Here is an 18,209-nt window from a genome sequence, read left to right as displayed (position 1 = left end):
GTCGGTCTCCGAGCTACCGGGGGAACCTCAGATCGACGAACTCGTCCTGTCCTGCTACGCCCGGGGAATGTCGACCCGCGACATCGAGTCCCACCTGCTCGAGGTCTATGGCGTGTCCGCGTCCCGGGAGATGATCTCGAATATCACCGACATCGTCACCGACGAGATCGACTTGTGGCGCAACCGGCCCGTCGACGAGGTCTATCCCATCGTCTACATCGACGGGATCTGGCTGCGCATCCGGGACAAGGGCGCGGTCACCATCAAGGTCGCCCACCTGGTCGTCGGGGTCGACGTCGAGGGCCGCAAGCACGCCCTGGGCGCCTGGATCGCCGAGACCGAGGGCGCCAAGTTCTGGCACTCGGTGCTGACCCTGCTGCGCAACCGCGGCCTGCGCGACATCCTGATCGCCTGCTGCGACGGCCTGACCGGCCTGCCCGAGGCCATCACCACCGTCTTCCCCGACACCGTGGTCCAGACCTGCGTGGTCCACGTGATCCGCAGCGCGGTGCGGTTCGTCTCCTACAGCGATCGCAAGAAGATCACCTCCGCCATGAGGACGATCTATACCACGCCGACCGTCGAAGCCGCCGAGCTCGCGCTCAAAGACCTCGACCAGCAGTGGGGACGCCAGTATCCCGGAGTGACCGACGTCTGGCAGCGGGCCTGGCCCGAGTTCGTGCCGTTCCTGGACTACCCACCCGAACTTCGCCGGGTCGACTACACCACCAACGCCATCGAGTCCATCAACTTCCAGCTCCGCAAAATCACCAAAGCCCGCGGCATTTCCCATCCGACGAGGCCGCGATGGAATTGCTCTACCTGGGACTGCGGAACATCTCCAGCAACCGCGATGGTGAATCAGGCGCCGGAACCCACGGGTGGAAGACCGCGCTCAATAGTCTGGTCATCCACTTCCCTGGACGACTCAAACTCTGATACATTCCAGAGGATCAACGACCCGTCGCTTACACGGGAATCGTGACAGGCTCCGCGGTCCGCGTGCTGGACGCCTTCCACGTCGTCCGGCTCGGGTTCGACGCGGTCGACCAGGTCCGCCGCCGGGTCCAGCAGGAGACCCTCGGGCACCGCGGCCGGGCCGGCGACCCGCTCTACGGCATTCGCCGGGTCTTGCGCCGCGGCCACGACCACCACTCGGACCTGTCCTGGACCCGGCTGCTGCGCGGCCTGGACCTCGGCGACCCCGACGGCGAAGTCGCCGCCGCGTGGATCGCCGCTCAGGAGCTGCGGCTGCTCTACCGCCACACCGACCCCGCCCGCGCCGCGGCGGTGTTCTACCGCTGGCTGGCGTTCTGCGCCGACTCCGAGGTGCCCGAGCTGCACCGGCTGGCCCGCACCCTGGACTCCTGGCACGACGAACTCCTCGCCCGCTTCACCGTCGCCGGCGTGTCCAACGGACCCACCGAGGCGGTCAACCTACTGATCAAGAAGGTGAAGCGGGTCGGGCACGGCTTCCGCAACTTCACCAACTACCGACTGCGACTACTGCTCCACTGCGGCGTCGACTGGCAGACTCCTGCCACCACCGCGCTGAGAGGCCGCCTCCACGCTTCATGGTGAAGAGCCGGATAACCACGCCTGCCCACGCACCCCTCCTCCGGGTCACGCGACCAGAATCCCAGCTACCCGACTCCGCCGAACCCGGGGCGAACCAGGTATCGACCGAAGGGGTCGGAAACTCATCGGTGGCTGGGGAGCGGCCTCAGCGTTGCCGGCCGAGACGCTGCCGGAGGCCTTCTGCGTCGTGATGTTCGGGGTTCCAGGCCAACGCCTGCTCCACCGCGTGCAGGGCTTCGCTCAACTTGCCCGTTCGGTGCAGTTCCTTGGCGTGCAGGTGGTTACGGTCGGCGAGCAGGCCACGCACCCGGGCGTTGCTCGGGTCGTGCGCGAGTGCGCACCGCAGCCACCGGTCGTCGCGGCCGAAGGTCGCGACGGTCGGGTTGGCCGTCGCGGCCGAGCAGTGAACGTCGATCATCGCATGGAAAATGTCGAGCCCGTCGGGCTCCCGCTGCCACGCCAGGTGCGCGAGTTGGATGGCTTCTTCCGCCTGCCCATGGGCCAGCCGCTTGCGCGCCATGGTAAGCAGCTCCGAGCCGGGCGACGGCTCCGGCCGCGCGCCGATCGCCGGCCGGGCCCGACTCGCGCCGATTTCGTCGAGGATTTCCGCGGCCGCCGCCTGGACGCGCCGCACCACCGCCTCGGCCTCGTCGGCCCGACCGGCGTCGAGCAGCTCGCGGGCCCGGGCTAGCTCGGACGCCGGGCGCCGCGGATCGTCAGGCTGCCCCAGATCGGGCGCCGTCAGCACCGTCGCGCCAAGTAGGGGTGGTTCGAGGGCCTGCTCGACCCGCACGTTGGTCTCCGGGCCCGCCTGCTCCTCCTCGGCGACGGGCAGTCGTCCCGAGAGCCTGCGGGCGTGGGCCAGCGCGCCGCGGGCGAGGTGCTCACGCGCGGTGGGCACAATCGCCTGGCCCAGCCCCGATACCAACCGCCGCAGCTGCGGTATTCGGGTGCTGCCGCCGAGTAGCAGCACCGTCTCGACGTCCTGCCGAGCCAGCTCCACCTGCTTGAACAGCGCGTCGGCGCGGTCGAGCGTGCGGGCCACGACGCACTTCGTCAGTGGCTCGAACGACTGCGGCTCGAGCTGGACGGTAAGCCGCAGTTGCCGGTTGCCCGCCAGGGCGAACATCGGGAAGACGACCGGCGCGGACGTCCTGACGAGCTGTTCCTTCACCTTTTCGGCGATACGCCGCAGCTGGAGCCAGAACTCGTCGCCGCTACCGGTCTCGTCGGACAGCGAGCCGTAGTGGTCCATCACCTGCAGCCAGGCGACGATCAGGGCCTCATCGAGGGTGCTGCCCCCAGCTGTGTTGCCCGCCTCGTAGCCGAGGACCCGGTAGCGGCCGCGCACACCGCGTACGAGGCCGAGCTCGAACCCCTCGTATCCCATCCCGTAGACCAGGCAGGTGCCGAGGCCCTCGGCGCCGAGGTGCCCGATGGCGGCGGCCACCGAGTCGGTGACGAGGTCCACCGGGCCGAGGTCGACGCCGTTCGTCAGCTCCAGCAGGGCCGACCGCTGCCGGGACGTGAACCGCGCGGGTACGGCGATCGCGGTACGGGCGATGCGGGCTGACGTATCCCGTGCGATCCGTTCGCGCAGTGCCCCGAAGGCGTCAGCGAGCAGCACCGCACCGGCATCGCCGTCGGTTCCGAGGCGGCCCTTGAGGCTGGCGAACCGAACCGGCACTGGGCCGTCCGCCACCGCGGGCAGGCATTGGAGCCACGGCCACTCGTCCGCCCCGAGCTCGACGAAGCTGCCCGGGCCGTCCGGTTCCCCGTAGGCCGCACGGAGGCCGGTGCTGCCGAGATCGATACCGACATGGATTGGAGCCACGCTCGCCTACGACCCTTCCACGATCCTCAGGAGGCCGTTGAAGTCCTCGGCGTCCTCGATCGCGCCGACCTGGTGCTGCTGCCAGATCTTCGCGGTCATCACCTTGAGCACCTGGGCTTCGTCGACGGCGGCGTCGCGCCTGCCTCCAAGGTACTCCTTCTGCAGGCGAGCGATCGCTTGGTTGATCTGCTCGGCGTCGGCGGGGCTCGCCCGCTCGGCCGCCCGCTCGGCCAGGTAGAGCTGCGAGGCCAGGCCTGTGGCGAAGATGTCCGACTCCAGCACACTGATCATCCGACGGCACTCGGCCGGGTCGGAGAACACCAGCGCGTTCTGTGCGCGCTCCAGATCGGCATTGATCTTCATTGTCTGGGTGGCGTCGAGGAACTGCTCGTAGGTTCGCAGGAACCGGCGGGTCGTCTCCTCGGCGTAGATCAGGTCCTCACGGTGGGTGACCTCCTCCTCTTCCTTGACGGCAGGCGCGGGCTTGCCGCTGCGGGCCACGTCGAAGCGCAGCTCCTTGCGGTACTCCAACGACGTGCCGGGCACGCCAATCGTCACGTGGAGCACCCGGTTCATGTCGAAGTGGAAGCTGACGGTCACGCGTGTGTGGATGTCGATCTTCTCGGGCAGCTCGTACTCGATCACGCCCTGCTCGTGGTTGCGGCTGGCCATGGGATCGTCGCCCTCGAACACCGGCACTCGGATCACCCGTCCATCCGTGGCTTCGAACGTGTGTCGGATCGGCTCGCTGGTCGGGTAGGGCGTACCCCGGGGGATGATCGGCACGAACGCGTCGGACTGGCTGCCGCGCACCGCGCGGACGCCGAGCGCCATGCCGGTCACGTCGTAGACGTGCGTGTCGCCGATCGATCGCGCGGTCGACAGGTCGGCGCCGCACTGGGCGTTCACGCAGGTGTCGCGGGAGTCGTCGTTGACCGTGCCGCAGGCCGCGCACTCGAACCCGCTGAGCGTGCCCGCGAGGATCCCGGCCCCGATCGCGACGCACTCCATTGGGTCGACGTGCTTCCGCACCTTGGCCTTGCCGAAGTAGTTCTCTACCGCGCTGTAGACCTTGGGGATTAGCGTGGACCCGCCGACAAGCAGCACGTCGGAAATGTCGTCGGGGCTAAGACCCTGGCGTTCGAGGGCCGAGCGCACCAGCGAAAGCGTTTTGTCCACCAGCGGGGCGATCATCTCGTCGAACTCCCCGCGCTCGAGCGTCATCTCGACGTCGTAGGTGCTCCCGGACGCGCGGAACGCCGCCGGGATGACGATGTCCGCTGAGTCGGCCTCGCTCAGCTCCCGCTTGGCCTCCTCGGCTGCGCGCTTGGCGTGGAAGCGGTACTCCGCGCTGCCGGACGGGTCGAGCCCGGTCCGATCCCGAACGTATGCGTTGATCTTCTCGACGATCAGGTCGTCGAAGTCGTCGCCGCCGAGCCAGTTGTCGCCGACAAAGTCCAGCACCTGGAAGTGGTTGTGGCCCTCCGCGTCGCGCGTTGCGTTGAGCACAGAGATGTCGAAGGTGCCGCCGCCGAGGTCGAAGACCAGCACCCGGCGGCGGTCGCCTTCGCGCAATTCGACGCCAAAGGCGATGGCGGCCGCCGTGGGCTCGTCGATGATCCGCTTGACGGTCAGCCCCGCCTGCTCGCCCGCCTCCCGAGTGGCGGTGCGTTGTGCGGTCGAGAAGTAGGCGGGCACCGTGATCACGGCGTGGGTGATGTCCTGCTTGAGCCGGTCCTCGGCGCCGTGCCGGAGGCGCTGAAGGATCATGCCCGAGATCGCGGCGGGGGTAAAGCGGGTGCCCGCCATCACCACGTGGGCGCGCGGGTCGTCGTCGGATCCGTGCACGATCTCGTATGCGCGCCGGTCGATGGTCTGCGCGACGACGTCGTCGGCGAGGTCCCGGCCCATCAGTCGCTTGACGGACACAATAGTGTTCTGCGGATCAGCCTTGGCCCAGTTGAGTGCGGGTCTGCCGACGAGCAGCTCGTCCTTGTCCTCCTTCTGACGCACGGCGACGACCGACGGCGTCGCGCGCGCGCCGCTGACGGGGATCACGATCGCGCTGGTCGCCGCCGGATCGTAGAGAGCGACGAGGGAGTTCGTTGTGCCGAGGTCAATGCCGATCGACGTCATGCGCTCGGGTCCTTTCCTGACGAGACGATCACGGACGCCGGTCGGAGGAGCTCACCGCGGAAACGGATTCCTCGATCAACCACCTTGAGCACGGTGTCCCGGGCGGTGGCGCCGTCATCGCGCACCTCGATGACCTCGTGGGTTTCCGGGTCAGCGATCTCGCCCGTCCTGCCGATCAGCTCCATGCGGCTGTGGTTGGACAGTAGGTCGTCGAGCAATCCCGAGACACGGCGGACGCTGGCCCGGTAGCGCTCGACATCGGTCTCGGTCTTGTCGTCGAGCAGCCGGTGGCAGGCGTCGAGAACCCTGGCGAGACCGTCCAGCATTCGCTTGGTGTCGAGCTCGTGCCGGTTGATCTCGCGGAGCACCTCCTCGGAGTGCGCGCGGTGGGCGTCCATTCCGCGAACCAGCTTCGCGGTGTGCACCCGGGTGGCCGCCAACGCGCCGAGGAAGCTCTCTGGCGTTGAGTCTGCGGGCATGGCAGCCGCGGTGGCCCGCGGGCGCCGTCGGGAACGGTTGCGGTGACTCATGGGCACACTCCTGGGTTCACCGGTCGAACTCAATCAGGTCGAGGATCAGGGTCACGGGCGGGACGTCCGGCAGCACCGGCGGCCGAGGCGGCGCAAGACGGACGTGTGGCCCGACGTCGAGCAGCCCCTCCAGCAGCTCCGAGGTGACGATCAGACCCGCGGCGACCTCGGGCGGCTCGCCCGGCTCTGCGAGCGCACGCTCGACGGCCTCCCGGGCCCGGCGGACCTCCATATCGAGATCGAGGTCGTAGAGGAGGCAGTCGATGACCAGCCGCCGGTTGACGTCGCGCAACTCGTCCCACGCCTTCTGCGTTTTGGCGTTGAGCAAGCGCCGGGTCATCAGAACGAACGAGGCGTCGTTCACCTCACCTTGGGATGAGCTGGGGGTGATCCCGATCGGGCCGAGCGCGTCGTAAGGGAACTCGCCGTCCCAGGCGGTCTCCGGGTCCACGATCATGAGATCTCCCGCACTCGGGTCCGGAGCCTCCGCAGCAGCGCGGCCCGCCGCGTCGCGTCCAGTGGCTCGGCGCGGACGCCCCGGACCGCCTTGACCAGGTCGTGCACGCCTCGCGCCCGGGCCGCGGCCGGATCCGGATCCGGATCCGGATCCGGATCGTCGTCGGTTGTGTTGTCCGCGCTGACCAGGGTGGCCAACTCGGCGACGGACAGCTCGGCGAGCACCAGCGACTCGATCTCGTCCAGCACGTTGAGCAGGCATTCCCGCAGCAGCGTGCTCGCCTCGGCCTGGCGCAGGCCCTCGTTCACGATCGCGAGCGCCTCGACGAGGTGAGGCAACCGTTCGGCGGGACGGCGCGGGGTCGGGTCGTACATCAACGCCCTGGCGAGGTTGTCACGAGCCCGCGCCGAACCTGGCCGCAGCTCCAGCGCGCGGCGCAGGTCGACGATGGCCCTGCCCATGTCGGGCTCGATCCCCACATTGCGGCACGAGGAGCCGTACCACACACCTCGGGAGACCAGCAGGCTCGCCAGCTTGGCGGTCAGCTGTTCGCGGCCGGGCGCGCCCACCACCGGCTGGGCGAGCTCGACGAGCGCCACGGCCTCGTCGAGTCGGTCGATCGCCAGGCGGCCCTGTTCGAGCGCGCTCACCCGGCCCAGCACCATGCCCAGAGCGGCGGTCCGCGTGCGCACGGTGATGGCCGCGTTCGCGGACAGCCGGATCGCCCCGGCCAGCCTGGTCATCGCCTCGGGGAAGCGGCGACGCTCGGTCAGCAAACCACGGGCGATGAACAAGTGAGCCCGCACGGCGAGGTCGACCGCGTCGTGCTGTAACCGCGCCCACCGGCCCGGCAGATAGGTGTAGGCCGGGTTGCGGTCGAGGAACGCCCCACACGCCGGGCACCCGCCGTCCGACTCGTGCGCAGACGAAGCGGGACCCGCGCAGTCCGGCGGCAGCTCGACGAGCCGATTGCGGTGGAAGGACGGCAGCGCGTCCAGCGCCGCTTGGTACCGGTGCTGCTCGGCTAACAGGCTGGCGGTGCAGAGCTCGGAGAACAGCTGGCGCAGCCTACGCATGACGGCCTCGTCGACCTGGCGGTCGCCCGCCAGCGGCTTGTCACCCGGGAGCGGATCGGCCGCGGCTACAAACCGACCAAGCGCACCGACTAGATCGACGAAGCGCAGGTAGGCGGCCCCACAGGCCAGCCGATTGGCCTCGTCATCGCCCAGCGGCAGGCCACCGGCCTCCTTCAGCACTTGCGCCGCTTCTAGCTCCGCTTCGAAGAACGCCACGAGCGCCTCGTACCGGCGTTCCTGCTCCGGCCGCCCCGCCGCGGCGTGCCGTTCGCCGTGCCTGGTGAGAACCGCCATGAGGTGCGCACCGAGCGCGGCGCGCATGCGCGTGGTGTCCGCCGGGGTGATCGCCTGCCCGTATCGGGCCGCGCGGTTCTGCCGCCAGCCGACCCAGTGCTCGTCGTCGGTTAGGACCACGGCCCAGCAGGTCAGCGCCGTGCGCCAGGTCCGCTCGGCCTGCTCCCAGGCGCCGCTGGCCTCCTGATCTTGCGCCCGCCAGGCCGAGGTGATGGCCAAGCGGTGCGCCACCGCTACGTCACATGGCGCCGCGGCGAGCCTGCTCTGCCACGCCGCCACCGCCTCGGCCCGGTGCCCGGCGAGGAGGGTAAGCAGCGGTGCGTCCTCCGGCAGGCGTTCGCAGAGCCGGGCCAGTAGCACGCTGCCGTCGGCGGGTTCCAACGCATTCAGATCGCGGGCGAGCCCCGCCCCGTCGTGGAACGTGTAGAGCTGCGCGTCGACGACGAGCCGCCGGGCGGGCGTGCGCAGCTGGTCCCACGCAACGCGCTCCGGGCCGCTGATGCCGCCCTGCTCCATGAGGGCATAGGTCGCGTTCTTGACGGTTTCGGTGGACGAGGCGGGCGTGACGCCCACCGACCGCAGCGCGCGGTACGGGAAGGTCGGGTCGGCCACGGCGATGGGGTCGGGGGCGAGCTCGGTGCCCGCCAGCTCGTCCGCCCAGGGCAGCTCCGCGAGCAGTGCGGCAAGCCGGTGGCGGCGGGCGGCGGCGTCAGCAACCACGCCCGCCCGCCGGTAGGCCGACACGGCGGCCGACCAGCGTCCGTCCTGCTCGTTGCAGCGGCCCTCAATGTAGGCGCGGCGCGCGGGCCCGTCGGCGTGGTCACCGCTCTCGGTGTACGCCGCCAGCGCCTCAGCCCACTCCTCGGCCTGCTCGGCGACCCGGCCGTTGGCGTACGCGGCGAGCACGCGGGTGTCGCGGTAGCCGGCTACGTCCGCCGGAAGGTCCGCCGCGCCCACCCAGTCCCGCCGGTGCAGCGCCGACCGCAGTCGGGCGTAGGCCGACCGCGCCGCGACATCGGCGAACTCCGGTGGCAGCTCGGCGTAAGCGTCGACCACCCGAGCCCACTCGTCCTCGCCGTCCCCGCCGTCGGCCGACTCGAGGTCGAGTTCGAGTATCCGGGCGGCGCAATACCCAGCGCGGGTGGCGCCGTCGCGGTGCCCGTCTGGGAGCTTTCTGTACGCCCTCAGCGCAGCCGCCCAGTCCGCCCGCGACTCGTGCAGCCGGGCCTCGGCGTAGGCCAGCGCTTCGGCCATTTCGGGCGCCCCGGGCTCACCGCGGTAAATCTCGACGGCGCCCGCCCAGTCCTCCGCCTCCTCCGCGAGGTGCCCGCGGGCCCACGTGCGGAGCAGGCCGACCTGGCCGTCGCGCGCGCCGTCGAGCGCGTCGCCGAGCTGCGACAGGACCGAGCGCCAGTCGCCGCTCTCCGCGGCCAGCCGGGCCCTGGCGAACGAGCGGTGCCGCTTCACCTCGCCGCCCGCGAACGTGTCCGGCAGCTCATCGAAGCCGCGGACAACCCCGGACCAGTCGCCGCGCGCGTCGGCGTCCCGGCCCGCGGTCCACCACCTCCGCGCTCGGACGTCGAGCAGCGACGCGGGCAGTGCGGCGTACTCCTGGTGGGCGTCGTCCCAGCGGCCGTCGTCTTCAGCCATCCGGCCCGCGGCGTACCGCGCGCGGTGGTTGCCGTCGGCGTACCCGCATGCGGCGTAGCGCTCGGCGGCCACGGGCCAGTCCTCTGCGGCCTCGGCGACCCGGGCCGCCGCGTAGTGCCGCCGATCGGCGACGGCGTCGTCGGCCAGCGCGTCGAGAAGAGCGACGACCCGCGGCCAGTCACGGGCTGCCTCGGCGGCCTGCACCTGCGCCCGAAGGGCCGCGCCGGTCTCCTCGACGAGCGTGGCGATATGCCAGCCCATCGCGAGCAGCGCGCGGTACGCGACGAGTGCGCGTGCCATGTCGCCGGCATCGGCCGCGGCGCGGCCGCCGACGAACACCGCACGCTCACGGCTGTCACGGAAGTCGTCGAGCGCGACATAGCCGGACTCGGCCGCATCCCATAGACCGCCGTCCTCCGCCGCACGGGCACGCGCGTAGCCGATCCACTCGTCCGGCGCCGTGCCGTGCTCGCAAGCCGTGACGAACGCGGTGTCTGCAGCGGCCCAGTCGTCGGCGGCGGCCGCCACCCGGCCGCGCGCATAGGCCGCGCGGGCGGGCGCGTCGTCGAGCGCGTGGCATTCGCGGTAGGCTGCCTCGGCGGCCACCCAGTTATCTGCGGCCTCCTCGCACCGACCGCGTGCGTAGGCCGCCCATTCGGCGGAGTCGCGATAGCCCTCGGGCCGTCGGTTCAGGAGTTCGTTGAGCGCGGCCAGCATGGCGGTCCATTCTCCGGCCGTCGCATGCTCCTGCGCGGCGGTGTACTGCTGGGCTAACGTCAGCTCCGCGCGCGATGCCGCGAGCCGTTCGGACACGTCCCGGAAGCCCGCGGGCCGCTCGTCGAGCACCTGTGCGTAGGCGGCGACGGCGGCGGCCCAGTCCGCGCTCTCCACGGCCTGCGCGGCGCGGGTGACGAACTCCTCGCACCGGTGTGCCCCACGGATCTCCTCGTCGAGCCGTTGCGCGAGCTGGCCCGGCAGGCGGGCGCGCACGGCGTCGAGGGCCGCGGTCGCCTTGTCGGTGCCGTCCTCGGCGGCGAGGACTGCGCAGAGTCGCTCGACACCCGACCACGCCAGCTCGAGGTTGGCCTGGGTGAGCAGGAAAGCCGCTTCCGGATGCGCTCCCAATCCGCTGACCAAGCGCTGGACCCCCGCCCAGTCGTAGCAGGCGAGCTTGTAACGGGCCGCCGCGAGCGCGACCGCCCGCTTGACGTTGCCCGGCTTCTCGAGCTGCGCGACAGCGTGCGCGCCCTGTCGCAGGAAGTCATGGACCTCGTCGTCGGTGTCGTGCACCTGGCGCGCCTTGAACAGCCAGCCGTGCCCGCACGCGCCGTGCAGGAAAAGCGTCGGCGTCACCCACTCCACGCGCGTGTGGCGCGGCATGTCGACGATGTGCTGGCGGGCGGCTGTCATCGCCTCGTCGATGGTCCGGTTGATACACAAGCCCTCGAGGAGTCGCGGTCCGAAGGTTGCGGCCGCGCGGTCGGTGACGAGGCCGTTCATGCCCACGACCGCCGGGAGGCCGCGCCCTATCAATGACTGCGCCAGTCCGGAGAACGGCTCGGCCGCCGAGCTGCGCGCCCCGAAACACAGGTTGAGCACGACGAGACGCAGCCGTTGCGCGCGGATGAGGATGCCGCTCAGGAGGTGCCCGCTGACCTCGTCGGTGGTGCCGTCCTCGGCCTCGAGCAATACAAGGCCCTCGGCCCGCTCCTCGTCGTAGCGTCCGTGGGCGATCAACAGCACCGCCGTCGGGCGGTCGGAGTGGCTGGACAGCCACGACGCCAGCGCCCGCCGAGTGGTGTGCTCCATGACGTCAATTCGCACAGCGAGATCGGGCAGCGCGGCGTGCAGCGCCTCCATCTCACGGCTCGCGTCCAGCGGGGTCAGCGACCGTTCGGCGGGCGAGGCCACGGCGACCAGCAGGTGGATGAAGTCCGGTGGCTCGTCGGCCGTCGGCAGTCGTTGGCCGGAGGTTTCGCCCGCCACGCTGCGGGCGACCGACAGGGATGCGTTCAGGGCGAGGGTCTGCTCGGCGCGGTCGGGTGACGAGCGCAAGGCTTCCAACGGTAGGTCGGCGAGCTCCGGCGGGAGGTCGAACCGCAGACGAAGACCCTGACTGCGCGCCTGAGCGGCGTTCAGCGCCTTATTCAGGCAGCCGCGCAGCGCCTCGTCGAACAAAAGGTCAAAGATTGCCCTGCCGAGCGAGCGCAGCCGCTCACCGACGTCGGTCGGCCCCGCGGGCTCGGCGCCAACCTCGATGTTGAGCAGCTGCCCGAACTCGGCCCGCAGCTGTGCGGGCTCCTCGCCAATCGGCAACACAGTCGCGGCCTGTGCCGATCCGTTGACCAGGGCCAGGTAGCGGGCGGTGCCGATCCGCCGCAGGCGCACCCGCAGCTCGTCGAACTCCATGCCGGCCCTCATGCTCGCTTCCGGAACTCTTCAGCCAGCGCGCCCAGCAGCGAATCGAGACTGTGGTGCGCGAGGTCGAGTTCGTCGACCAGCGGCCGGTGGCCCGGGCGGACGACGAGGGCCTGCTCGAATTGCTCGATCGACTGCTCTAAGTCCTCGAGGGCGCCGGCAACATCACCCTTGCGCCGTCGGTCGAGCGCACTGTTGCGCAGGATCCGGCCGAGGTTCTGTCGGGGTCGGATCTGGTGGGGCGACAGCTCGATCGCCCGGTGGAGATCGGCGGACGCCAGCTCGATCTGGCTCTGGTCGGCGTTGTAGACGTCGATCCCCCGGGTGGTCAGCAGCGACGACAAGCGGACCTGCACCTGTTCCCGCTCCTCGACGGCCGTCTCCGGTACGAGCTCGAACGCCACATTCAGCAGATCGACGGCCTCCGCCCAGCGCGAGCCCCGCGAGAGCGCGGCAACCCTGCCGAGCACCGTCGCGGTCACCCGGCCCACGACCTTCGGAATGTCGAACCGGTCCCCGAGCTCGACGGCCTGGCGCCAGGACCGAGTCGCCACCGCTAGATCCGGCTCAGCGGCGGTAATGCGAGTTTTCGCTAGCTCAAGCAGCCCGTCGACGGCCCGCTCGCCGCCGCAGTACAGCAGTTCCTCGTATTTGCCGTCCATAGCGGCGAAGGCCGGGTTGTAGGCATCGAAGTCCGGGCAGTCGGGAGCGCACTGGGCGGGCTCGTCGCCGGGCGACCCGTCGGCGCAATGCGGGCACCGGAGGTCGAGCGCCGCCCGCACCGCCTCCTCCGGGCGCCCAGCGGCCAGGTGGACGTCGACGAACCCGACCTGGGAGAAGCCGCGGATCGCCGCTACAACGGCCTCCGCGTCGTTCTCGGCGTTGTCGACTTGCTCGCTGAGGAAGCTGCTGAGCTTGCGGTGCAGGCCTAGCTCGGCAATGCGCACGGGTCCGCAGGTCAGGCGGACGTCGGCGGCGCCATCGAGGGGCAGGCCGCCGAGATCGCCGAGCAGCTGGGCAGCGGTGTGCTCACGACGCAGAAGCGTGCCCGTGGTCGCATCCCCGGCGGCCACGAGCCGCTCTTCGACGAGATCGCGCAACTTCGCCTGCGCGGCGGCGATGTGCGCGCCACCCAGCCCGCAGCCGTACCGACGCTGAGCCCGTCGTCGGACGCCGTTCCAGTGCGATGGCGTATTGAGGATCGACGCCCATGCGCCGACGCACATCCTGCGCACATCGGTATCCGCCCTCCGGTCGGTGCCGAGCGCGTGCAACGTCATCAGTGCCAGAACGTGGCAGAGGCGCATGTCGGCGGGGGCCTGCCTACTTGCGGCCTGGATCTGGCAGATCGCCTCGGACCGCTTGCCGCCCAGCCCCCCGATCAACGAGGCAAGGAGCACCGGCACGTCCGACGAATCATCCGCGATGCGGGCGGTAGCGAGGAGGTCTGCGGCCTGCTGCCACCGACGGTCCTGCGCGGACCGCAGCGCCCCAAGCCGCAGGCGCAGCGCCAGCTCGCGGCGAAGTCGGGCGCTCCCCGCGTGCAAAGCCGCGGCGACGGCGTCGTCAGCCGCGTCGATCCGGCCACCCCGCAGAGCGTCCGCGACTTGCCAGGCCGTCGTGGGCGTCCCGGCCCTGTAGCGACACTCGGCGAGGAGGTCCGCGAGCCCGTCGCCGCCGCTGCCCGCGAGCAAATCGGCGGCCGCCGGCCAGTCCGCCCGCCGCACGGCGAGCAGCGCCATCGCCCGTAGGGCGAGGCGGCGCGTTGGGTGGGCGTCCCCTACGGCTAGGTCGTGCAGCTCGGCGTCGACCGACCCGCCGTTGAGCAGGGCACAGATGGCGACGCCGAAGCGCGCCCTCTGGTCGCCGGGCGACTCGCTCAGGATGTTCCGCCAGCGGGCGGCGGCGCGGGCGCGCGCTCCGCCGGTGAACTCGGCAATCGCACGCACGTGCGCAGCTCGGAGGTCGCCGAAGTGGTCGAGCCGCGCGACGGCCCCGTCGAGATCGCCCGCGGCGACGGCGCGGGCGGCCGCCTGCTCACGGAGCCGCGGAAGAACCGGGTCTCGCGGCGTGGCCGCGGCCAGATCCGCCGCCGCGCCGTCTAGCTCCCCCCGGGCGAGCTGATCGCAGGCCCGCGCGCGGTAGGCCGTGGCCAGCAGAGCAGCGTACCGGCGCTGGCCAGGATGCCGGTCGCACAGCAGCCTCCAAGACGTCACGGCGGCGGAGTACCGGCCGAGCCGGTAGCCGACCATTCCGTGGTGCAGTAACGCCCCGGGAGCGCGGCACCCGCTCGCCAACGCCTCCTCCAACGCGGCGAAGGCGCCGTCCAGATTGCCCTGCTCGTGCCGGGCGATGCCCACCAGCGCGGCGGCCAGCGGCTGAGGCGGTGCCACGCTCGTTGCCCAGGCTTCGGCGGCCTCCCATTCCCTCATCTGGAGGAGCAGACCCGCGGCGACCATACGGTCGCGGCCGTCCAACGGCTCCAGCCTGCCCGCCGCGGCGATATCGTCGACCGCTACACCGGGACGGCCCTGGGTGGCGCGAACGAAAGCCCGTTGCCGGTAGGCCGCCCCGTGCTCCGGATCTCGGGCGATGGCCGCGCCGAAGAACCACTCCGCGTCGCGCAGGTCGCCCGCGTGTGCCGCGAGGCACCCGGTGAGGTAAAAGCCCGTCGCCCAGCCGGGTCGCAGCTGGCGCACCGCCGCGAACTCCGTCTTCGCGCCGCGCAGGTCGCCGCCCGCCAGCCGGGCGCGGCCCCGTCCGATGTGCGCCTGCACGGCCAGGTCTGCGGCCTCCGCGTCGGTCGGGACCTTCTCGGCAACCGCCTCCACGGCGAGCGTGAACTGCCGCTCGGCCTCGTGGAGGTCGCCGTTTCTCCACGCCTGCTCACCACCGGCGACGGCCTGCTGCGCCCGACGCAACCGTCCTCGTCGCCACACCGCCCCGATCAGCCCCCAGCTTCGTCCAACTCGGAGCGCCAGGCGCCGAGGTGCCGGTCGTAGTGCAGCGGCCCCTGTCGGAAGGCGCCGAGGTCGAGCGTCGTCAGCTGCGTGTAGGCCGCCGCGGGCAGGTCGGCTTCGAGAACGACCCGCAATCCGTTCCGCTCGTCCTGCAGGACAAGCGGAACGCAACGGTCGGGCTCGTCGGATGCGCGCTCCTTGCGCTGCGCGATGACGCGCTTCACGCCCGCGTAGAGTTCCTTCACGGCCTCGGACCCGAGTGCGCTCAGGAACGCCTGCAACGGAAGGGCGGCGAGCACGAGCCACTCGAGGTCCTGGGGACCGCGGTGGACCAATCGCCTTCGGCTTGTGGTGGCCAGCCCGAGACCGTCGAACAGGTCGAAGACCTGCTTTTCGACCTCCCCGTCGATCTCGTCGGCGAACAGCAGCTCCGCACTTGCCTGCCGGCCCGACATTAGGGCACCTCCTCCGACCGTACTCGTACGGCCCGGCGTTCGCATGGTGGTGGATAAGGGAAAGCAGAGTCTCGGCTGCCCCTGCAGTCACGTCAACCCTCTCGCCTGCGCCCCGCGACCCGGTACAGGCTCCCTGAATTTAGCCGCTTTGGACCGCCGCTGATTGCTGATCCTGGGCCCCCGGTGGGCCGTTGCGAGCACATTGAGCTGGGACTTCTCGAGCGTCACGACGGTAGCTAGCTGATTGGATCGCCGCGCTCGGCATGTTAGCGGAATGAGGTCGGCGACACCTCTCCTTAACGGTCGGTCGCCAACGGCCGAAGACCGGACGGGCGGCGGCCGATGTGCCTCCTGCTTGGCGCGGTGTCGACTAGGCGCTACCCCTTCGGACTACGCGAACTCGGACACCTGGAGGTGGAACGGAAGCGCCTTCGCCTTGCCATCCGGGCCAAAGGTGCGGACGCGGATCACAGTACGAGCGGTCATTCCGCCCAGTTCAGTGGTACCAAATCCAGCTACGTCAGAGGCATCCGCGGCTCCCACGTTCACTTGCCACAGCCACTCACGAATATCCTCCTTGAAGTCGACATCAACGATTCCTGCCTCCTTGCCCTCCGCGTCGATTTCGTTGTTCGATGCGCGCGCCACGTCGGCATCTTCCGTGACTACGACAGATAGGCTCGGCACTTCTTCTCCTCCGTCTGATGTTGTCGGGATGTTGAGTATCTGCCCTACCTTGATGTCGTTAATATCTTCTACCTGCCAGTTCGCTCTACGTAGCGTATCGGTAGTGATATCGAACTCCCGGGCGATCTTGTTGAAGGTGTCTCCTCGGACGACAACGTACTTCTCGGCCATTACTTCTCGACCTCCTTCATCGTTGTTGAGGGCGCGACGATCGGCTTCTGGGTATGATGTACGAGTAGCTGCACGCGTCGATCTAAGGACTCCTTCGGTCAAGGCGCCCTGTGCGAGTGTGCCTACCGCGTAGTTGCTCTGCCGCGATCCCCCCGAACTGATCTTAATGCGTGATGTGGATGCCATGAGTCTGAGCCAAATTGACGTCAAGGAGAAGCGGCATCACCCGAAGAGAGCAGAAATCGTCCTGGTGTAGGTTGTGCACAATCCTGGATCAGGTATTGACCCGCTCTTGTCGCTCTGAGGAGTCCAATGAATACTCTCGGTTCGACATGGGTTAGTTTTGGCCCAGTGTCAGGGTCAGCTCGCCGCTGTTGCGGTGGTTGGGAACCTGGCTGCTGGTGATCTGGCTCGTAGCGTCGGTGCCGCCCCTCGGGCTGGCGATCACGGGTTGTGCCGATCATCAGCGGCTGGGACCGGCCGGCGTGACTGGATAGGAGCGTGGCTGCGCCCCCACTGAGGTTGTGTCCGCCGGCCGGCCCAGCTGTGTCCCTCATGGCTGAAGAGAGGAGACCTCTCGATGGTGCTCACGGTCGGGGTCGATGTCCACAAGGACACCCACACCGCGGTGGTGGTCGACGAGCTGGGTCGCGAGTTGGCCCAGCGCGCGGTGGCGGCCACCGACACCGGTCACCGCGCGCTGGTCGGTTGGGCAGCTCAGCACGCCGCGGGCGAGCGGACCTGGGCGGTCGAGGACTGCCGGCATGTCTCCACCCGCCTTGAGCGGGCGCTGCTCGCGCCGGGGAGCGGGTGGTGCGGGTGCCGCCGAAGCTGATGGTCGGCGCCCGGTCCTCAGCGCGCACGCGGGGCAAGTCCGACCCCATCGACGCGCTGTGAACCGCCCCGGCGTGTCCGGAGATCTGATCGTCTGAGGAGATCTGGTCATGACACGTCGGTCCCAGCCGCCCTATCCGCCGGAGTTGCGGCAGCGCGCGGTGCGCATGGTCGCCGAGGTCCAGGGTGATTACGAGTCGCCGTGGGCGGCGATGAACGCTGTCGCCGAGAAGCTCGGGATCGGCACCGGGGAGACGGTGCGCAAGTGGGTCCGCCAGGCCGAGGTCGATGGCGGGGTCCGGCCCGGAACAACGAGCGAAGAGTCCGACGAGCTCAAGCGCCTGCGCCGGGAGAACGCCGAGCTGCGCCGGGCCAACGACATCCTCAAGGCGGCGTCGGCTTTCTTCGCGGCCGAGATCGACCGGCCACCGCGACGCTCGTGAGGTTCATCGACGAGCACGCCGCGCGCACCAGTTGCGGGCGGCGATGGGGCGTCGAGTCGATCTGCGCGCAGCTCGTCGAGCTGGGCGCACCGATCGCCCCGTCCACGTACTACGACGCCCGCCGCGCTCTCGCCCAGCCGCCGCCGACGGCGCTGCGCGACGAGGAGCTGGCGGTCGAGATCGAGCGGGTGCACGTGGACAACTACGGCGTCTACGGCGCCCGCAAGGTCTGGCTGGCGCTCAACCGCGAGGGCATCCCGGTGGCTCGCTGCACCGTGGAACGCCTGATGCGCGCCCACGGGCTGGCCGGCGTGCGCCGCGGCCGCCGATTCCGCACCACCATCCCCGGCGACGGAGTGCGGCCCGCGACCTGGTCGGACGCGAGTTCAACCCGCCGGCCCCGGATCGGTTGTGGGTTGCCGACTTCACCTACGTCGCGACCTGGTCAGGGATGGTCTACGTCGCCTTCGTCATCGACGCCTACTCGCGGCGCATCCTCGGCTGGCGCGCGGCCACCACGATGCGCACCAGCCTGGTCCTCGACGCGCTCGAGCAAGCCGTATGGACCCGCGGGCAGCAAGGACGCGACCGCCACGACCAGCTGATCTTCCACAGCGACGCCGGCTCGCAAGGCGGATTCAACTGGTCGTCGCAACACCTCGATCATGGAGGTGTTGATGGGTCGG

Annotated in this window: 10 protein-coding genes and 2 pseudogenes; 4 read left to right on the top strand and 8 right to left on the bottom strand. The window is 70.2% G+C overall.

The genetic code is table 11. The features are described from left to right. Positions 1–28: 28 nt before the first annotated feature. Together PH189_RS28940 and PH189_RS28935 are read left to right on the top strand one after the other, a co-directional pair. Positions 29–939 (top strand): annotated as a pseudogene (locus tag PH189_RS28940) (IS256 family transposase); the annotation flags it as partial. Positions 940–981: 42 nt separating this feature from the next. Then, positions 982–1,581 (top strand): transposase, encoded by a 600-nt coding sequence (locus PH189_RS28935; protein WP_274192330.1) that lies wholly within the window; start codon positions 982–984, stop codon positions 1,579–1,581. Positions 1,582–1,723: 142 nt separating this feature from the next. Here the strand turns inward: PH189_RS28935 and PH189_RS28930 are convergent, their stop codons facing one another. The 8 genes from PH189_RS28930 to PH189_RS28895 all read right to left on the bottom strand — a co-directional run bounded on the left by PH189_RS28930 (position 1,724) and on the right by PH189_RS28895 (position 16,246). Beyond that, entirely contained in the window at positions 1,724–3,412 is a 1,689-nt protein-coding gene (locus tag PH189_RS28930; RefSeq protein ID WP_274192329.1) for an Hsp70 family protein, read from the bottom strand. A gap of 6 nt (positions 3,413–3,418) precedes the next feature. Next, complete coding sequence (locus tag PH189_RS28925; protein ID WP_274192328.1) at positions 3,419–5,548, bottom strand: Hsp70 family protein; 2,130 nt, start codon at positions 5,546–5,548, stop codon at positions 3,419–3,421. After that, positions 5,545–6,078, bottom strand: a complete 534-nt coding sequence (gene grpE, locus PH189_RS28920) for a nucleotide exchange factor GrpE (protein WP_274192327.1) — start codon at positions 6,076–6,078, stop codon at positions 5,545–5,547. Before grpE ends, PH189_RS28925 begins: the two co-directional genes overlap by 4 nt. Positions 6,079–6,094: 16 nt before the next feature. Continuing rightward, positions 6,095–6,535, bottom strand: coding sequence for a hypothetical protein (locus PH189_RS28915; RefSeq protein ID WP_274192326.1), 441 nt, complete (start codon positions 6,533–6,535; stop codon positions 6,095–6,097). Beyond that, the gene (locus PH189_RS28910) at positions 6,532–11,964 is read right to left on the bottom strand and encodes a CHAT domain-containing protein (RefSeq protein ID WP_274192325.1); all 5,433 of its coding nucleotides are present in this window, start codon (positions 11,962–11,964) and stop codon (positions 6,532–6,534) included. The genes PH189_RS28915 and PH189_RS28910 overlap by 4 nt, the downstream gene beginning before the upstream one ends. A gap of 8 nt (positions 11,965–11,972) precedes the next feature. Then, on the bottom strand, positions 11,973–14,894 hold the full coding sequence (locus PH189_RS28905) for a tetratricopeptide repeat protein (protein ID WP_274192324.1): 2,922 nt from the start codon (positions 14,892–14,894) through the stop codon (positions 11,973–11,975). Between the two features lie 26 nt (positions 14,895–14,920). Beyond that, entirely contained in the window at positions 14,921–15,388 is a 468-nt protein-coding gene (locus PH189_RS28900) for a hypothetical protein (RefSeq protein WP_274192323.1), read from the bottom strand. Between the two features lie 390 nt (positions 15,389–15,778). After that, the gene (locus tag PH189_RS28895; RefSeq protein ID WP_274192322.1) at positions 15,779–16,246 is read right to left on the bottom strand and encodes a LysM peptidoglycan-binding domain-containing protein; all 468 of its coding nucleotides are present in this window, start codon (positions 16,244–16,246) and stop codon (positions 15,779–15,781) included. Between the two features lie 580 nt (positions 16,247–16,826). Between PH189_RS28895 and PH189_RS28890 the strand changes: the two genes are divergently transcribed. Together PH189_RS28890 and PH189_RS28885 are read left to right on the top strand one after the other, a co-directional pair. After that, positions 16,827–17,081 (top strand): IS110 family transposase, encoded by a 255-nt coding sequence (locus PH189_RS28890; RefSeq protein WP_274192321.1) that lies wholly within the window; start codon positions 16,827–16,829, stop codon positions 17,079–17,081. A gap of 109 nt (positions 17,082–17,190) precedes the next feature. Then, a pseudogene (locus PH189_RS28885) lies at positions 17,191–18,209 on the top strand (IS3 family transposase); the annotation flags it as partial.

This window comes from Actinomycetospora chibensis, assembly GCF_028737215.1.
Lineage (GTDB): Bacteria > Actinomycetota > Actinomycetes > Mycobacteriales > Pseudonocardiaceae > Actinomycetospora > Actinomycetospora chibensis.
This window is presented reverse-complemented; position numbering and strand designations above follow the sequence as displayed.

Coding starts and splice junctions, on each gene's coding strand:
- PH189_RS28895 (WP_274192322.1), bottom strand. CDS start 16,246: ATGGCCGAGAAGTACGTTGTCGTCCGAGGAGACACCTTCAACAAGATC.
- grpE (WP_274192327.1), bottom strand. CDS start 6,078: ATGAGTCACCGCAACCGTTCCCGACGGCGCCCGCGGGCCACCGCGGCT.
- PH189_RS28915 (WP_274192326.1), bottom strand. CDS start 6,535: ATGATCGTGGACCCGGAGACCGCCTGGGACGGCGAGTTCCCTTACGAC.
- PH189_RS28890 (WP_274192321.1), top strand. CDS start 16,827: ATGGTGCTCACGGTCGGGGTCGATGTCCACAAGGACACCCACACCGCG.
- PH189_RS28925 (WP_274192328.1), bottom strand. CDS start 5,548: ATGACGTCGATCGGCATTGACCTCGGCACAACGAACTCCCTCGTCGCT.
- PH189_RS28900 (WP_274192323.1), bottom strand. CDS start 15,388: ATGTCGGGCCGGCAGGCAAGTGCGGAGCTGCTGTTCGCCGACGAGATC.
- PH189_RS28910 (WP_274192325.1), bottom strand. CDS start 11,964: ATGGAGTTCGACGAGCTGCGGGTGCGCCTGCGGCGGATCGGCACCGCC.